The 15,926-nt window shown below is 73.3% G+C and carries 14 protein-coding genes; 4 read left to right on the forward strand and 10 right to left on the reverse strand.

From position 1 onward, the window contains the following. Nucleotides 1–51 precede the first annotated feature (51 nt). Both FKN01_RS25725 and FKN01_RS25730 read left to right on the forward strand, forming a co-directional pair. Complete coding sequence (locus FKN01_RS25725; protein ID WP_143624612.1) at nucleotides 52–1,830, forward strand: dolichyl-phosphate-mannose--protein mannosyltransferase; 1,779 nt, start codon at nucleotides 52–54, stop codon at nucleotides 1,828–1,830. A gap of 145 nt (nucleotides 1,831–1,975) precedes the next feature. Further along, entirely contained in the window at nucleotides 1,976–3,625 is a 1,650-nt protein-coding gene (locus FKN01_RS25730; RefSeq protein ID WP_185992982.1) for a penicillin-binding transpeptidase domain-containing protein, read from the forward strand. A gap of 7 nt (nucleotides 3,626–3,632) precedes the next feature. On the opposite strand, the gene FKN01_RS25735 is transcribed toward FKN01_RS25730, so the two are convergent. Together FKN01_RS25735 and FKN01_RS25740 are read right to left on the reverse strand one after the other, a co-directional pair. After that, nucleotides 3,633–4,268 (reverse strand): NAD(P)-dependent oxidoreductase, encoded by a 636-nt coding sequence (locus FKN01_RS25735; RefSeq protein WP_143624615.1) that lies wholly within the window; start codon nucleotides 4,266–4,268, stop codon nucleotides 3,633–3,635. Further along, on the reverse strand, nucleotides 4,265–5,200 hold the full coding sequence (locus FKN01_RS25740; RefSeq protein WP_143624617.1) for an EamA family transporter: 936 nt from the start codon (nucleotides 5,198–5,200) through the stop codon (nucleotides 4,265–4,267). The genes FKN01_RS25735 and FKN01_RS25740 overlap by 4 nt, the downstream gene beginning before the upstream one ends. Nucleotides 5,201–5,292: 92 nt before the next feature. Between FKN01_RS25740 and FKN01_RS25745 the strand changes: the two genes are divergently transcribed. Together FKN01_RS25745 and FKN01_RS25750 are read left to right on the forward strand one after the other, a co-directional pair. Continuing rightward, nucleotides 5,293–6,183: a LysR family transcriptional regulator gene (locus tag FKN01_RS25745; protein ID WP_143624619.1), complete on the forward strand. Its 891-nt coding sequence runs from the start codon at nucleotides 5,293–5,295 to the stop codon at nucleotides 6,181–6,183. 204 nt (nucleotides 6,184–6,387) lie between these two features. Next, nucleotides 6,388–7,488 carry a DUF1996 domain-containing protein gene (locus FKN01_RS25750; RefSeq protein WP_185992983.1) on the forward strand — a complete coding sequence of 367 codons (1,101 nt, stop codon included), beginning with the start codon at nucleotides 6,388–6,390 and terminating at the stop codon, nucleotides 7,486–7,488. A gap of 306 nt (nucleotides 7,489–7,794) precedes the next feature. On the opposite strand, the gene FKN01_RS25755 is transcribed toward FKN01_RS25750, so the two are convergent. The 8 genes from FKN01_RS25755 to FKN01_RS25785 form a co-directional block, all read right to left on the reverse strand. Beyond that, complete coding sequence (locus FKN01_RS25755; protein ID WP_143624621.1) at nucleotides 7,795–10,296, reverse strand: ABC transporter permease; 2,502 nt, start codon at nucleotides 10,294–10,296, stop codon at nucleotides 7,795–7,797. Further along, nucleotides 10,293–11,138 (reverse strand): ABC transporter ATP-binding protein, encoded by an 846-nt coding sequence (locus FKN01_RS25760; RefSeq protein ID WP_185992984.1) that lies wholly within the window; start codon nucleotides 11,136–11,138, stop codon nucleotides 10,293–10,295. The genes FKN01_RS25755 and FKN01_RS25760 overlap by 4 nt, the downstream gene beginning before the upstream one ends. A gap of 185 nt (nucleotides 11,139–11,323) precedes the next feature. Continuing rightward, nucleotides 11,324–11,998, reverse strand: a complete 675-nt coding sequence (locus tag FKN01_RS25765; RefSeq protein ID WP_143624623.1) for a response regulator transcription factor — start codon at nucleotides 11,996–11,998, stop codon at nucleotides 11,324–11,326. After that, the gene (locus FKN01_RS25770) at nucleotides 11,995–13,338 is read right to left on the reverse strand and encodes a sensor histidine kinase (protein ID WP_143624625.1); all 1,344 of its coding nucleotides are present in this window, start codon (nucleotides 13,336–13,338) and stop codon (nucleotides 11,995–11,997) included. The genes FKN01_RS25765 and FKN01_RS25770 overlap by 4 nt, the downstream gene beginning before the upstream one ends. 27 nt (nucleotides 13,339–13,365) lie before the next feature. Then, nucleotides 13,366–14,187 carry an aminoglycoside phosphotransferase gene (locus FKN01_RS25775; protein ID WP_143624627.1) on the reverse strand — a complete coding sequence of 274 codons (822 nt, stop codon included), beginning with the start codon at nucleotides 14,185–14,187 and terminating at the stop codon, nucleotides 13,366–13,368. A gap of 87 nt (nucleotides 14,188–14,274) precedes the next feature. Continuing rightward, nucleotides 14,275–14,412 (reverse strand): hypothetical protein, encoded by a 138-nt coding sequence (locus FKN01_RS32635; protein ID WP_185992985.1) that lies wholly within the window; start codon nucleotides 14,410–14,412, stop codon nucleotides 14,275–14,277. Further along, nucleotides 14,409–15,527, reverse strand: a complete 1,119-nt coding sequence (locus tag FKN01_RS25780; protein WP_143624629.1) for a radical SAM protein — start codon at nucleotides 15,525–15,527, stop codon at nucleotides 14,409–14,411. The genes FKN01_RS32635 and FKN01_RS25780 overlap by 4 nt, the downstream gene beginning before the upstream one ends. Next, nucleotides 15,515–15,913 (reverse strand): hypothetical protein, encoded by a 399-nt coding sequence (locus tag FKN01_RS25785; protein WP_313906177.1) that lies wholly within the window; start codon nucleotides 15,911–15,913, stop codon nucleotides 15,515–15,517. The genes FKN01_RS25780 and FKN01_RS25785 overlap by 13 nt, the downstream gene beginning before the upstream one ends. Nucleotides 15,914–15,926: the final 13 nt, after the last annotated feature.

Here is a 15,926-nt window from a genome sequence, read left to right on the forward strand (position 1 = left end):
CTCCCGCACGGGGAACACCTCTCCCACAGACGTGTTCCCTACGATGGCGCGGTGACGAGTACTGCGCCCGAAGCCCGGCAGGGCGAAGACGCCGGGGAACAGCACGGCCCGGAGCCGACCTCCTGGGAGCGGCGGCTGCGCCGCTTCGGCCATTCCCCGCGCCCCGGAATCGGGCTGCGGGAGCGGCTGGTCCCGCCGTACAACCGGCCCGGGAACCAGCTGTGGGCGGTGCTCGGCGTGCCGCCGACGCTCGCGCAGCGGCTGGTGCGCTGGTCGGCGTGGGGCGGTCCGCTGCTGGTGGCGGCGGTCGCGGGGGTGCTGCGGTTCTGGAAGCTGGGCAGCCCGCACGCGGTGATATTCGACGAGACGTACTACGCGAAGGACTCCTGGGCGCTGATCAACCAGGGGTATGAGGGCGCGTGGCCCAAGGACGTCGACAAGCTGATCCTGAACGACCCGTCCCAGGTGCCGGTGCCGACCGACCCCGGGTATGTGGTGCACCCGCCCGTGGGCAAGTGGATCATCGGTCTCGGCGAGCAGCTGTTCGGTTTCACGCCATTCGGCTGGCGGTTCATGGTGGCCGTGCTCGGCACCCTGTCGGTGCTGATGCTGTGCCGGATCGGCCGCCGGCTGTTCCGCTCGACGTTCCTCGGCTGCCTGGCGGGCGCGCTGCTCGCGGTGGACGGGCTGCACTTCGTGATGAGCCGTACCGCGCTGCTCGACCTGGTGCTGATGTTCTTCGTGCTGGCCGCGTTCGGCTGCCTGCTGCTGGACCGCGACTGGGCGAGGGCCCGGCTCGCGGCGGCGCTGCCGGTGGGCGAGGACGGTGTGCTGCGGCCGGACGCGAGGATCGCGGAGACCCTGCGCCTGGGGTGGCGGCCGTGGCGGATCGCCGCCGGTGTCTCGCTGGGCCTGGCCGCCGCGACGAAGTGGAACGGCCTGTACGTCATGGTCGCGTTCGGCCTGATGACCGTCCTGTGGGACGTGGGCGCGCGCCGCACCGCCGGGGCCGTGCGGCCGTACACGGCGGTGCTGCTGCGGGACGTGCTCCCGGCGTTCGTCTCGGTGGTGCCGGTCGCGCTCGTCACGTACCTCGCGTCCTGGACGGGCTGGATCGTCCGGAACTCGCCGGACCGGCACGGCTATTTCCGGGACTGGGCGGCGACCGACGGGCGGGGCGGCAGCTGGACCTGGCTGCCGGACTGGCTGCGCAGCCTGTGGCACTACGAGCACCAGGTGTACGAGTTCCACGTGAACCTGACGTCCGGGCACACCTACCAGTCCAATCCGTGGAGCTGGATCGTGCTGGGCCGGCCCGTCTCCTACTTCTACGAGGAGCAGAACGGCTGCGCGGAGTCGGTGACCGGGAAGTGCTCCCGCGAGGTGCTGGCGATCGGGACGCCGCTGCTGTGGTGGGCGGCCTGCTTCGCCCTGGTGTACGTGCTGTGGCGCTGGGTGTTCCGCCGCGACTGGCGGGCGGGCGCGATCGCCTGCGGGGTGGCCGCGGGGTGGCTGCCGTGGTTCCTGTACCAGGAGCGCACGATCTTCCTGTTCTACGCGGTCGTGTTCGTGCCGTTCCTGTGCCTGGCGGTGTCGATGATGATCGGCGCGATGCTGGGGCCCGCGGCGGAGACGGGACCGCGGTACGAACTCGGACTCGCCAAGCCCGATCCGTCCGGGGAACGGCGGCGGACGCTGGGGGCGGTGGCGGCCGGTGTGCTGGTGCTGCTGATCATCTGGAACTTCATCTACTTCTGGCCGCTGTTCACGGGGACACCCATTCCGGAGGACTCGTGGCGGGACCGGATGTGGCTGGACACCTGGATCTGAGCGGCCGACCCCGCCATTAACGCCATGTCCGCGTCGCATTCGGATAACAACCGGCACTCCCGTCACCCCAGTCCCGTAGGGTGCCCCATACAGCCTTCTTGAACGTGTTCAAGAAGGAAGCTCCGGGGGATGGGGACAGCAGGGAATGCGCAGTGGAGCGAAGGTAGGCATAGTCGGCGGGGTGTTCGCGCTCGTGCTGGGCGGGGTGGGCTACGGGGCGTACAACGTCCTGGACGGCCTCGGGGACAGCGGTGCCGGCGGCGGTACGAGCACGGCCGCCGGCTCCTCCGAGGTGCGGTCGGGCCCGGTCACCGAGGAGGAGATCGCCGACACCTCGAAGAAGTTCCTCGCCGCGTGGGCGGAGGGCGACGCGGCGGTCGCGGCGGCGCTCACCAACAACAAGGCCGAAGCGGAGACCGCGCTGGCCGGCTACGGCGACACGGCCCACGTCACCAAGGCGGTGATCACCCCGGGCGCGGCGTCGGGCTCGACCGTCCCGTACACGGTGAAGGCGACCGTCTCGTACAAGGGCACGACGAAGCCCTGGTCGTACGCCTCGAAGCTCACCGTCGTACGCGGGCTGACCACCGGGCGTCCGCTGGTGGACTGGGAGCCCTCGGTCATCCACCCGGACCTCGCCAAGGGCGAGTCGCTGGAGACCGGCGAGTCCCCCACCGCGTCGATCGAGGCGGTCGACCGCAACGGACAGGTGCTCACCAAGGAGAAGTACCCGTCGCTCGGCGGCATCCTGGACGAGCTGCGCAAGAAGTACGGCGAGCGGGCCGGCGGCACGACGGGCATCGAGACCTGGATCAACAGCGCGAACGCCGACGGCGCGGACAAGACGCTGCTGACCCTGGTCGAGGGCAAGCCGGGCAAGGTGCGGACGACGCTCGACGCGAAGGTCCAGGCGGCGGCCGAGCGGGGCGTGAAGAAGTTCGAGAAGGCGTCGGTGGCGGCCGTCGAGCCGTCCACGGGGGCGATCCGGGCGATCGCGAACAACCCGCCGACCGGCTTCGAGACGTCCCGCAGCGGGGCGGTGGCGCCCGGCTCGACGATGAAGATCATCACGGCCGCGATGATCATCCAGAACGGTCTGGGCAGTGCGAACGCGGCCGTGCAGTGCCCGTCGCAGGTGAGCTGGGAGGGGGTCACCTTCCACAACCTCGACAACTTCTCGATGCCGAGCGCGACGCTGAAGACCGCCTTCGCCCGGTCCTGCAACACCGCCTTCATCAAGCCGGTCGCACCCCTGAAGGACAAGCGCGACACCGCGCTGGCCATCGAGGCCGAGCAGTACTTCGGCATAGGCCAGAACTGGCAGACGGGCGTCGTCACCGTCGACGGCAAGGTCCCCGAGTCCGCCGGCGCCGAGACCGCCGCCTCCTTCATCGGCCAGGGCAAGATCCAGATGAACCCGCTCAACATGGCCTCGGTCACCGCCACCGCCGTCAACGGCCGCTTCCGCCAGCCGTTCATCGTCCCGCAGTCCTTGGACAACCGGACCTTCGCCACCGCGACCCCGCTGCCGCCCGGCGTCTCCGCCCAGCTCAAGGAGATGCTGCGCTACACCGCGACCGCCCCCGAGGGCACCGCCACCCAGGCCATGGCGAGCGTGGGCGGCGACAAGGGCGCCAAGACCGGCTCGGCGGAGGTCGACGGGCACGCCACCTCCGACAGCTGGTTCACCGGCTTCAGCAACGACCTGGCAGCCGCCGCCCTGGTCCAGTCCGGCGGCCACGGCGGCGACGCGGCGGGCCCGGTCGTCGCGGAGGTGCTGCGGGCGGGGCCGTGAGCCCGGGTCAGTAGCCCACCGTGAAGTGCCGCTCCCCGCGCGGCCGTTCCAGCTCGTCCAGGACCGCCGCCGCCAGGTCCTCCGCCGAGATGCGTGAGGTGCCGCCCTCCGTGGTGAGCAGGGTGGTCGTGCCCCGGCGGTACGCACCCGTGCGGGGGCCCGGCTCCAGGACGGCGGGCGGGCTGAGGTAGGTCCAGTCGGCCGCCGGGTGCGACCGGCAGGCGGCGAGCTGGGCCGAGCTGGCGGCGGCGACGGCCCGCCACTGCGGCGGTACGTGAGCGGGGTCGTCCACCACCAGCCGCCCGGGGTGCCCGGGGACCTCCAGCGGGCCCGCGCCGCCGACCACCAGAATGCGCGTCCCGGTCTTCGCCGCCGCGTCGAGCAGGGCGGTCGTCGTCGCCGCGATCGTGTGCTCACGCCCCGCGGGCGGGCGGGTCGCGGCCACCACCGCCTCGACGCCCTCGAACAGGGCGCACATCGCGTCCGTGTCGTCCGCGTCGCCCGCCACCGGGGTGACGCCGGGCGGCAGGGCCTCCGGGCGGGTGGAGCGGTAGACCGCGAGGAGCGCGTGGCCCCGGTACGCGGCTTCGGTGACGACGCGGGAGCCGGCCATGCCCGCTGCTCCGAGAACGGCGATCTTCATCGAGGGGTCCTTTCGGCTACGGGGGTTGAGGGGACGACAGGGGTACGGGCGGCGGCGCGCCCCGGGAGCTGGCCCCCGGCGATCGAGGCGAGGGCGAGCGCGAAGCCCGCCAGCTGGACGCGGCCGAGGGTCTGGCCGAGGACGAGCGCGCCCAGGCCGGCCGCGACGAGCGGCGAGAGCAGGCCGAGGACGGCGACCGAGGTCACCGGCAGCGCGCCGATGCCCCGGAACCACAGGGCGTACGTCAGCAGCCCGCCGACCAGGCCCAGCCAGAGGTAGCCGAGCGCGGCGCGGCCGTCGACCGCGGGCGGCGGGCCCTCGGCGAGGAAGGTCACCGGTGCCAGGAAGAGTCCTCCGGCGGTGAGCTGCCAGCCGGTCAGGGCGAGCGGGCCGACCCCTTCGGGCCGCCCCCACCGCTTGGTGAGCGTCACACCGAGCCCCATCGCCACGGCCCCGGCGAGGCCCGCCGCCACCCCGGCGGCGTCCAGCTCCGCCCCGGGCCCGATGACCACGAGGCCGACGCCGAGCACACCCGTGACGCCCCACAGCAGGGACCGGGCGGACAGCGGCTGGCGCAGGACGGTCACCGCGAGGACGGCGACGACGAGCGGCTGCGCGGCGCCGAGGGTGGCGGCCACACCGCCCGGGAGCCGTTCCGCCGCGATGAACAGCAGCGGCAGGAAGAGCCCGATGTTGAGCACCCCGAGCACCGCCGCCTTCCCCCACCAGGCGCCGCGCGGGAGCGTGCGGGTGACGGCGAGCGCGATCAGCCCGGCGGGCAGGGCGCGCAGGAAGCCGGCGAACAGCGGATGCCCGGCCGGCAGGAACTCCGTGGTGACGATGTAGGTCGTGCCCCACACCGCCGGGGCGAGCGCGGTCAGGGCGGTACGGGGCAGCGCCCCGGCGGCCCCCCGCGTGCGTCGGCTTGTCATGCCCCGAAGTCTCGGCCCGGGGCCATTGATGAGTCCAACACATGTCTGTCAGCTCATTGATCTCGATCCGAGATGAATGGACGATGCGACCCATGGAACTCCAGCAGATGCGTTACGTGATCGCCGTGGCCGAGACCGGCGGCTTCACCCGGGCCGCCGAGCGGTGCCTCGTCGTGCAGTCGGCCCTGAGCCACCAGATCGCCCGCCTGGAGCGGGAGCTGGGCGGGCGGCTCTTCGAGCGGACCACCCGCCGGGTGCGGCTGACCCCGGCCGGGGAGGCGTTCCTGCCGGCCGCCCGCCAGTGCCTGGAGGCCGCCGAGCGCGCCGCGGCCGAGGTCGCGGCGGCCGTCGGCGAGGTGCGCGGCCGGCTCGCGGTGGGCCTGATCCCGACGGTCACCGCCGTCGACATCCCGGCCGCCCTGGGCGCCTTCCGCCGGCGCCACCCGCACGTCCGCGTCAGCCTGCGCGTGGGCGCCAGCGACGAGCTGGTCGAGCAGGTCCGCGAGGGCACCCTCGACGTGGCCTTCCTCGGGCTCCCCGCGACCGCCGTGCCCCGGGGCGTCGGCCGCCACGAACTGGCCCGCGACCGGCTCGTCGCCGTGGTCTCCCCGGACCATCCGCTGGCCGGGGCGCCCTCGGTGGACCTGGCCCGGCTCGCCTCGGAGGTGTTCGTGGACTTCCCGGCGGGCACGGCCGGACGCGCCCAGTCCGACCAGGCGTTCGCCGCCGCCGGACTCACCCGGGACGTCGCCTTCGAGGTCACCACCGCGGACTACATCGCGAGCCTCGTCGGCCCCGGCCTGGCGGTGGCGATGCTGCCCCCGGCGTACGCCGCGCGGCTGCCCGGCATCGTCGCGATCGAGGTCTCCGACGCGCCGGTCCGCGTCCAGCACGCGACCTGGAGCCGCTCCGGCCGGACCCCGGCCACGACGGCGTTCCTGGGGGCGCTCGGCATCCCCGTGGCGGACGGCCACGACTCCTGAAGCGACGACACGACGTATTGACACGCTCTTGTCATGAGCGGAACACTCCACGGAGAGCGGGAGAGCGCTCTCCGAGATGGTCGCGGCGCTCCCGTCCTCCCCGGCCGGGCGCTCTCCTCCGCCCCCGCACTCCCTGCACTCCCCCGCACTTCCCGCACTCCCCGCACTCCCCGCACTCCCCCACGACGCGCAGGAGGAATCTCCATGCCACGGAGGTCCAGAACCCTCACCGGACTGCTCTTGTTCACCTCGTTGAGCCTGACCACGGCCGGGATCGCCTCGATCGCCGCCACGGCGAACGCCGCCCCGGAGACGGGCGCCGCCGCGCACACCGAGCACGCGGCGTATTCGATGCCGGGGATGCCCGGGATGCCGGCGTCCACCCGGGCGTCGGGCGACGACCCGGACGGCGACGGCTACATCATGGCCGACCCGCCGGTCACCGGGGTCACCCCCTCGATGGACGTGCCGCCGCAGGCGTACTTCCACGAGTTCCAGGCCAAGTGCGCCCCCACGCACACCGCTCCGGACGACCCGATCGTCTACCCGGGCCAGCCCGGCAAGTCCCACGACCACACGTTCATGGGCAACACCACGACCAACGCCCACACCACGGCGGCCTCGCTGGAGACGGGCGACACCACGTGTCTGGCACCCGGTGACAAGTCGGCGTACTGGATGCCGAGCCTGTTCAAGGGGGACCAGAAGATCCTCCCCGACGGCGTCCAGACCATCTACTACAAGTCGGGCGTCACCGACTACCGCAGCGTCCGCCCCTTCCCCAAGGGCCTGCGGTTCGTCGTCGGCAGCCCGATGCAGAGCAAGGAGGAGTTCCAGAACCTGAAGGGCACCGTGGAGGGCTGGGAGTGCGGCGACTCCTTCAAGAACTACGACTTCCCCGCGACCTGCCCCGACCGCCGGGACGTGCAGCTCAACCTGCGCCTCCAGGCGCCGAGTTGCTGGGACGGCATCCACCTGGACACGCCGGACCACCAGAGCCACATGGCGTACCCGGTCGCGGGCGGGGCCAACTACGACTCCTGCCCGGCGGACCACCCGGTCGCGCTGCCGATGATCGAGTTCAAGATGGCGTGGCCGGTCAACGGTGACATGTCCCAGGTGAGGCTGGCGAGCGGGGCGGGCTACTCGTTCCACTACGACTTCATGAATGCCTGGGACACCGCCACGCTGGACGCGATGGTCACCCACTGCATCAGGGGCGGCCTCCAGTGCGACCCGCACGGCTACGACGAGAACCACCCGGACAAGGGCGCGGTGCTCGACGGGAACTACGAGCTGCCGTAGTACGAACTGCCGCAGCCGGCGGCACACGCGTGCCCCCGCAGGTCCGGGGCCCTTTTTTGGGCCACCCCGGAGAGCGCTCTCCAAGATCGCCCGGGCCCCGGGCCCCGGGCCCCGGGGCACGCGGCACGCGGCACGGCGGCACAGGAGGCGGGAGCCGGTCTCACCCCGGCTCCCGCCTCGCCCTCCGTCCTCCGTCCTCCACCCCGCCGCCCTCTGCCCCGTCCTCCGCCCGGCGCCCTACGCCCGGCGGCGCGGCCCGGTCCTGGCCGGCAGCGTGACCGCGAGCAGGGCCAGGCCGCAGCCGCCCTACGCCCGGCGGCGCGGCCCGGTCCTGGCCGGCAGCGTGACCGCGAGCAGGGCCAGGCCGCAGACAGCCGCCGCGAGGGCCCCGTACATCAAGGGGGGCACGTACGGCGCGTCGCCGGTCACGCCGTTCATCATCGGGATCAGCGTGGCCGCGGCGATCGCGGAGCCGAGGATCAGGCCCGCCGCCGAGACCAGCAGCGCCTCCCAGCGCAGCATGGCCATCACCTGCCGCCGGGTGGCGCCGATCAGGCGCAGCGCGCCCAGTTCGGGACGGCGGTCCCGGACCGTCATCACCAGGGTGTTGACCGCGGCGACGGCCGCGAAACCACCGAGGACCGCGGCCATGGTGGTGTTCATCCAGGCGCCCAGCTCCGCCTCCGTGTTCCGCTCGGTGGCGTAGCCGGAGGCGTCGGTGACCTCGCCCAGGGCGGTGAGCGCCTTCGCCGAGCCGCCCCGTACCAGCAGGGTGCTGTCGAAGCCCGAGGTGACGTGCCCGGTCAGGGACGCCCGGTCCATGGTCACCGTGGCCAGGCCGAGGCCGCGGCCGTAGACCGCGACGATCTCGGGAGCGGCCTCGGTCCCGTCCGGGAGGTAGAGCGGAAGCCGGTCGCCGACGCCGGCGTCCGCCGAGGCCGCCAGGGTCCGGTCGATGGCGATGCGGCCCGCGCCGAGCCGGTCGAGGCTGCCCTCGCGTACATCCAGATCCTGCACCTTCGCGAGGGCGGCGCCGGAGCCGGTGACGCCCTGGGTGGCCGCACCCTGGAGCGACTTGAACTCGCCCGAGCCGGTCGGCACCAGCACCTGGGTGTTCAGCAGCCCGACGGACGTCTCCACACCCGGCGCGCGGGCCGCGCGGGACACCGCGTCCACCGGGAGCCCGGCCGGGTCCGTCACCACGTGGTCCGCGGTGACACCCGCGCGCAGCTGCTTGTCGGCGGCGTGGTTCTCGCTCGTGTGCATGAACACTAGGGTCGAGGAGAACGCCACGGCGAGCACGATCGGGGTGATCGCGGAGGCGAGGCGGCGGGCGTTGGCCCGGGAGTTGGCTGCCGCGAGTCCGGCCGCCGGGCCCGCGCCGCGCAGCGGCAGGCCGAACAGTCCCGCGCACAGCCGCGCCACCAGCGGGCCGAGCAGCCCGACCGCGAGCATGAAGAGCATGACGACGCCGAGGGCGGCACCGGCCGCGTCGTCCCCCGCCGAGCGGGCGGACACACCCGTGAGGATGGTGCCGCCGACGAGGGCGGCGACGCCGAGGAAGGTACGGATCAGGCCGGGCCGCAGCCGCTCCACCGACGCCTCCGACAGCGCCTGCCCCGGCGCGATCCGTGCCGGCCGGCGCCCGGCGATCCAGCCCGCGCCCAGCGCGGTGAGCAGGCCCAGGACGACGGCGGCGAGCAGCGGGAGCACGGAGACGTGCAGGTCCACGGCGCGCGGGACGGCTCCGCGGTCCTGAAGCTGCCCGAACCACCAGTGCGCGAGCCCGATGCCGGGCAGGCAGCCGGCGATCCCGGCGAGCGGTGCGACGAGCAGCGCTTCGGAGGCGACCGCACGGCGCACCTGGCGCGGGGTGGCGCCGATGGCGCGCAGCAGGGCGAAGGACCGGGCCCGCTGACCGACCGAGAGCGCCACGGTCCCGGCCGCGGTGAAGACGGCGACGATGGCGGCGATGCCGCCGAAGGACCCGCCGATCCCGAAGAGCGTCACCTTGGCGGACGCCAGGCCCGGCTGCTCGACGGCTCCGCGGTCGTCGCCGGTGTGGACCTGGACACCGGAACCGGCCAGGACCCGCCGCACGGTGTCGCCGAGGGCGTCGGCGCCAGTGCCCTTCTCCGCCAGCACGACGACGGCGTCGGCCTTGCCGGGGTGCCCGGCGAGGACGGGAGCCTGGGTGTCGGCGAACCAGGTCGTGCCGCCTGCGTCGCCGGAACCCCGGGCGGTGTCCGCGGGCCCCGCCTCGGCGATCCCGGCCACGCGGAAGTCGCGCTGCCCGGCCGCGGTCTCCAGCGCGACGGTGTCACCCACGGCGGCCCGTTCGGCGCGGGCCGTGCCGGTGTCGAGCACGACCTCGCCCTCGCGGGGCGCGGAGCCGGCGGTCAGCGAGGCGCCGGTGAAGCTGTGGGAGCCCCATCCGTGCGCGGTGAGCGCACCGCCCCGCGCGTGCACCGGGAAGGTGAAGTCCGCGACGGCGGTGGCCGCGCCCGGCGCCCCGGCGGCCTTCGCGGCCAGCCCGGCGTCCATCCGGGCGGTGTCCGGCAGCGGCGTCGCCTCCTTCTCCAGGTCCTCGCCGCTGCCGGTGACGACGTACTCGTTCTGGTCGGCCGCCACGACGACCGGCGCGCCGGCGTACCGCTCCGGCGGCACGGAGGCGCGCAGGCTGGTCTCCAGCAGGATTCCGCAGGCCGAGACGATCAGCGCGGACATCAGCAGCGCGAGGAAGGTGCCCGCGAAGGACGCGGGCTTGAAGCGGATGGCCTCACGTGCGAGGCCGTTGGGGCGCCTCATGCCGCCACACCCGCCGTCGCCCCGGCACGGGCGGTGCGCGAGGTGAGCGCGGCCATCCCGGCCGCGATCTGCTCGGCCGTACCGCGCTCGACGTGGCCGGCGAAGGCGCCGTCGGCGAGGAACAGCACCCGGTCGGCCCATGCCGCCGCCACGGGGTCGTGGGTGACCATGACGACGGTGGCGCCGAGCGAGTCCACCGCGTCGCGCAGGAGGCCGAGGACCTCGGCGGCGGTGCCGGTGTCGAGCGCGCCGGTGGGTTCGTCCGCGAAGATCACGTCGGGCCCGGTGGCCAGGGCGCGGGCGACGGCCACGCGCTGCTGCTGGCCGCCGGAGAGCTCCGCGGGCCGGCGGCGGGCCTTGTCCGCGAGGCCGACCCGGGCGAGGACCGCCTGCGCCCGGTGCCGGTCCTGGTGCTGCCCGGCCAGGCGCATGGGCAGCAGCACGTTCTGCTCCACGGTCAGCGACGGCAGCAGGTTGAACGCCTGGAAGACGAAGCCGAGGCGGCTGCGGCGCAGCTCGGTGAGCTCGTTCTCGTCCATGCCGGTGATCTCCGTACCGCCGACCCGCACCGAGCCCGCCGAGGGCCGGTCGAGCCCGGCGGCGCACTGGAGGAACGTGGACTTGCCGGACCCGGACGGGCCCATGACCGCGGTGAACGTGCCGCTCGGCAGGGCCAGGTCGATGCCCGCGAGGGCGTGCACCGTGCCCGCCCCGCGTCCGTAGTGCCGCCGGACGCCGCGCAGTTCGACCGCGAGACCGGGCGTGGCGGCCGGGTCGCCGCCCCCGTGGCCCGCCTCCGGCCGGTCCCCCGCCTTCCCCCGCTTGTTCCTGCGTAGCCTCATCTTCCGGTCTCCCTCACACGTGCGTTTCGCCTACGGGGGGAAGAGTGCGGGCAGGGCTGTGCGCGGGGCGTCATACCCGGGAGCCAAAGTGGCCGTGCTACGGCGGTAGGGGGTGGCGGAGAGCGGGTGCGGGCCTGTGCGGGCCCGTGCGGACCCATGCGGGCCCGTGCGGGGGTGCCCCGGTCCTACTCGCCCGGGATCACCAGCCCCGACTCGTAGGCGAAGACCACCGCCTGGGCGCGGTCGCGCAGGTCTAGCTTGGTGAGGACCCGGCTGACGTGGGTCTTCACCGTCTGCTCGGCCAGCACCAGGGTCTGCGCGATCTCCGCGTTCGACAGGCCGCGGGCCACCAGTGAGAGGACTTCGGTCTCGCGCTCCGTGAGGCCCCCCAGTCGCTGCTCGGGCTTGCCCCGGGCGGCCGGGCGCTGCTTGACGAAGTCCCCGATGAGGCGCCGGGTCACGGAGGGGGCGAGGAGCGCGTCGCCCGAGGCCACGACGCGGACCGCGGCGATCAGATCGGCCGACGGCGCGTCCTTGAGGAGGAAGCCGCTCGCGCCCGCCCGGAGCGCTTCGTAGACGTAGTCGTCGACGTCGAAGGTGGTGAGCATCAGGACGCGCGGCCGGTGGGTCACGCCCGGCGGCGGGTGCAGGAGCTCGCGTGCTGCCGCCAGGCCGTTCATCCCGGGCATCCGGACGTCCATCAGCACGACGTCGGGGCGGGTCTGCCGGCTCAGCTCGACTCCCCGCTCTCCGTCGGGGGCCTCGCCCACCACGTCGATGTCGCTCTGGGCGGCCAGCAGCGCGGCGAAGCCCGCCCGCACCATGGCCTGGTCGTCGACGATGAGGACGCGTGTCGTCACGTGGGGTCCGTTCCGGTGAGTGGGAGGAGGGCGGCGACCCGGAAGCCGCCGTCCGGGAGCGGCCCGGCGTCGAGGGTGCCACCGATGATCCTGACCCGCTCACGCATGCCGACGAGGCCGTGCCCGGTGCCGCCCGCTTCGAGCGGCCCTCCGGAGCCCTGCGGCGGCGGGCCGTTGACGACGAGGACGGTGAGCTGCGGGACGGCCGGCGCGGCGGGGTCCGACACGGACGTGGTCGGGTCCGACACGGGCGCGGTCGGGTCCGACACGGACGTGGTCGGGTCCGACACGGACGTGGTCGGGTCCGATACGGACGTGGTCGGGTCCGACACGGACAGCGACACCCTCGTGTGTGCGCCCGGCGCGTGCCGTACGACGTTCGCCAGGGCCTCCTGGACGATCCGGTAGGCGGACAGGCCCACCGCTTCGGGCACCTCGGCGTCGCAGGGGGTGAAGTCCACCCGCCCGCTCGCCCGCTCCGTCGCCTCCACCAGGGGCCCGATCTGCGCGAGGCCCGGCTGGGGCACGAGCTCGCCGTGCGCGTCCTCGTTGCGCAGCACGCCGAGGAGCCTGCGCATCTCGCCGAGCGACTGGCGCGCGGTGGCCGCGATGGACGTGAACTCTTCGCGCACCTGGGGCGGCAGCCCGTCGTGGCGGTACTCCGCCGTGCCGGCCTGCACCGTGATGACGGACATGTGGTGGGCCACCACGTCGTGCAGTTCGCGGGCGATCCGGGCGCGTTCCTCCAGCAGGGTGCGCCGGCCGCGCTCGGCCTCGCTGATCGTCTCCTGCTCGGCCAGTCTGCGCTGTGCGTCGGACCGCTCGCGGAGCGCGCCGCCCAGCAGGAGAGCGATGCCTCCGAGGATGGCGAACAGCAGGTCCCGCGCACCGAAGTCGTGGGGTGCGGCGAACCCCAGGGCCACGTTCGCCCCCGCCGTGGCCAGCCAGACCCGGATCAGGGTCCGCCGCCGCTCGCGCAGGCCCAGGGCGAGGCAGAGCCCGACGTACCCGACGATCTGCATGGGCGGGAACGGCCACAGCAGGCGGTCCCCGAAGTCGACGGCGAGCAGCGCGAGCGCCCCCGCCACGTCGGCGGTGAAGATCACGTACCAGGCCCGCAGCGGCCGTACGACGGCGAGCAGGAGCGGGGCGGCCTGGGCGACGGCCAGCGCGCCGGCGAGGCCCCCGTTCAGGCCGTAGTCGGCGGTGAGGACCCGGATGGTGGTGGGCAGCAGGGCGACGCACAGCACGAAGGCCACGGCCCACGGCAGCATCCGCACCCACCGCCGCGAAGCGCCCGCGAGCAGCGCGCGCGGGCGCTCCTCCTCCACTGAGGTCATGGTCACCAGCGTATGTGCACCACCTGGTCACCGGCCCGGACGGTACGCGCGCCAGGCGGCGGCAGCGCGGGCGAGGCGCCGCGTCCACGGGTCGGGGTCGGCCGTGCTGATCTCGGACCAGACGTTGGCGTTGGCGGTGGCGAAGGCGGTGATGCCTTCGGCGGGGGCGATGTGCCAGGAGGGGATCTCGGCGGCCCAGCGCTCGGCGGAGGCGGGGGTGTGGCCGGATGCGATGAGCCAGACGACCCAGTAGCCGGCGTCGAGCCAGGCCGCTCCCCGGGTTGCCCAGGCCCAGTCGACCAAGCGGGCCCGTTCGCCCGCCGGGACATCGTCGTCCACGAGGACGTTCGTGTTGTTCAGGTCGGTGTGGAGCAGGTGGGGCCCGGCGAAGAAGCGGAGGTCATCCGGGTGGGCTGCGTAGCGCTCCAAGCGCTGTTCGGCCTGGCGGAGTTCGATGCCTGGACACGAGGCCTCGCCGAGGCGGCGCAAGAGGGACGCGACTTCGGGAAGGTCCGGCGAGCCGGGGGCGTAGTCGGCGTGGTGGCCGGTGAGCGCTTCGAAGCCGAGGAGGTCCCAGCCCTCCGACTCGACGTGCCAGCGGAGGGCGGGGGCCAGGCCGGTGAGAAAGGGGGCGATGACCGCTTCCCGGCGCTGGGTCCAGGCGCGGGGGTGGTCGCTGCGCAGGCCCTTGATGTGCCATGTGCCCCTGGCGGAGGTGACGCGGGCCGCGATCTCGCTGTTGAAGCCGTCGGTCGCTTCTTCGACCGTGCGGAGGGGGCCGGTGTGTTCCTCGACGGCGGTACGAGCGGCGGGCGGCAGCTGGTCGAAGCCGATGCGGGTGGTCGCCATGGGGCTTCACTCTTCCAGAGGGTGGTAGTGCGAGGGCTCCGGACTGAAGAACGTCCGGAGCCCTCGCGGTTCTGTGTAGCCGGTTGTCTACCGGTAAGGGTTGTCGTCGTTGCAGCCCGGAATGGCGCCTTCGGACAGCACCTCCAGGTCATCCAGGAGGATCACTCCCTCGGGCTCCTCCAGGACCGGCGGTCGGGGGCTGATCTCCACCATGACAGCGGTCATGACGCTTCCTCGCTTCCGTGTTGGCAGTAGGTGTTCAGTGGTGCCTTCGCCTCCTGGTACGCCTTGGCGAGCGGTCGGCAGACCCGGCAGGTGCCGGAGAGCCGACAGCCGCCGCAGCCACCGGTGCGAAGCATTTGGGCATCTGCGATGCCGGGCAGACGGAGGAGCCCGTCCAGGCCCTCGGACATGAGGTCGATGGGGTTCTCCCTGCCGACCTTGCACATGGTCGCCAAGCCGTGCGGATCGACGTGGAAGAACGTGTGGCCGGCGGGGCAGCCGTTGAACACGCTGGTCTTGTCCAGGAATCCGGGCGCCTGCGCGGCCAGCGGTTCCGGCGTGCCGGTGTACGTGGGTGAGATCGTGCCGTACTCCTGACGGCTCGCCCCGTACCGCTCGGCAAGGGCACGCATGGCGTCCAGCTCGTGGGCGTTGTGCCGGGTGATGATCAGCGCGAGTTCGAGCGCGATGCCGGCCTCGCGCGCCGCGACGAGCCCCTTCTCGACCAACTTGAACGCTCCCGGTTTGCGGGTGAGCGAGTCGAAGCTGTCCGGGCTTGCCCCGTAGAGGGAGACGGTCACTTTGTGCGGCGGCAGGTCGCGAAGGAGATCGATGATCTCGGGGCGGTGGAGCCGGGAGCCGTTGGTCAGGATCTCGATCAGCATTCCGGAGCGGTGGGCGAGCGTGTACGCGTCCACGAAGTCCCGGTCGATCAGCGGCTCGCCGCCCGTGAACTGGAGCCACAACACCCCGGCGTCCCGCAGCAGGCGCAGGAGCCGGACCTTGTCGGGCCAGGGCAGCCCCTCGAACTTCCGCTCCGCGAGGTAGCAGTGCTCGCAGTTGAAGTTGCAGCCCTTGTTGATCTCGTACGTGGCCCGGCCGTACCCGAGAGGGGTCTCGGAGCGTACGAGAACGGCGTCACGCATCACCGCGCGCGCCAGGTCCACGTTCCAGGCCGTGCGGACGTGGTCGAGGAGCCAGGCCGGCAGAGGGCTGCTGCTCTCGGCGATCGAGGCCAGCTCCTCGTACAGCGTCCGAGGAATGCGCATGCCCCCTTTGGAACCGGGACGGGCGATCAGGAACGTTCCGTTGTACGGGCTCGCGATCAGCTGGTGCACGGGACCTCCTCCGGGGTGTCTTCCCAGGTGTGCTGCTTGGCGTGGTCGACGAACAGGCAGCAGCCGTCACCGTCGGGTCCCGGGGCGGCCACCGGGCAGTCCGGCAGTACGAGAAGTTCCGGCTCATCGGTCCCGCGCCAGCGGAGCCACAGCGCGGTCCGGTACGAGCCGTCGTCGCTCACGAGGCCGAAGTGGTCCCCGCCGTCGTGCGCGGACAGCTGGCACCGCACCGCCCTGTCGACGTGATCAACGGTCGGGTTCTCTCGCGCCTCCCGTGCCAGGCCGAGCGGCAACCGGCGCCAGCGCACGCACCGCATCACGACACCATCCGGGAGGACGGGCCGCCGGCATGCCGGGCCTGCCGCGAGCACCGGGGGCAGACGCACGGCGGGTAGCGTC

Source organism: Streptomyces sp. 130, assembly GCF_007096885.1.
Taxonomy (GTDB): Bacteria; Actinomycetota; Actinomycetes; order Streptomycetales; family Streptomycetaceae; genus Streptomyces.

Bases quoted from the DNA above. Each gene is read 5' to 3' on its own strand.
- FKN01_RS25745 (WP_143624619.1), top strand. From the start codon at position 5,293: ATGGAACTCCAGCAGATGCGTTACGTGATCGCCGTGGCCGAGACCGGC.
- FKN01_RS25735 (WP_143624615.1), bottom strand. From the start codon at position 4,268: ATGAAGATCGCCGTTCTCGGAGCAGCGGGCATGGCCGGCTCCCGCGTC.
- FKN01_RS25770 (WP_143624625.1), bottom strand. From the start codon at position 13,338: ATGACCTCAGTGGAGGAGGAGCGCCCGCGCGCGCTGCTCGCGGGCGCT.
- FKN01_RS32635 (WP_185992985.1), bottom strand. From the start codon at position 14,412: ATGACCGCTGTCATGGTGGAGATCAGCCCCCGACCGCCGGTCCTGGAG.
- FKN01_RS25730 (WP_185992982.1), top strand. From the start codon at position 1,976: ATGCGCAGTGGAGCGAAGGTAGGCATAGTCGGCGGGGTGTTCGCGCTC.
- FKN01_RS25755 (WP_143624621.1), bottom strand. From the start codon at position 10,296: ATGAGGCGCCCCAACGGCCTCGCACGTGAGGCCATCCGCTTCAAGCCC.
- FKN01_RS25740 (WP_143624617.1), bottom strand. From the start codon at position 5,200: ATGACAAGCCGACGCACGCGGGGGGCCGCCGGGGCGCTGCCCCGTACC.
- FKN01_RS25775 (WP_143624627.1), bottom strand. From the start codon at position 14,187: ATGGCGACCACCCGCATCGGCTTCGACCAGCTGCCGCCCGCCGCTCGT.
- FKN01_RS25750 (WP_185992983.1), top strand. From the start codon at position 6,388: ATGCCACGGAGGTCCAGAACCCTCACCGGACTGCTCTTGTTCACCTCG.
- FKN01_RS25760 (WP_185992984.1), bottom strand. From the start codon at position 11,138: ATGAGGCTACGCAGGAACAAGCGGGGGAAGGCGGGGGACCGGCCGGAG.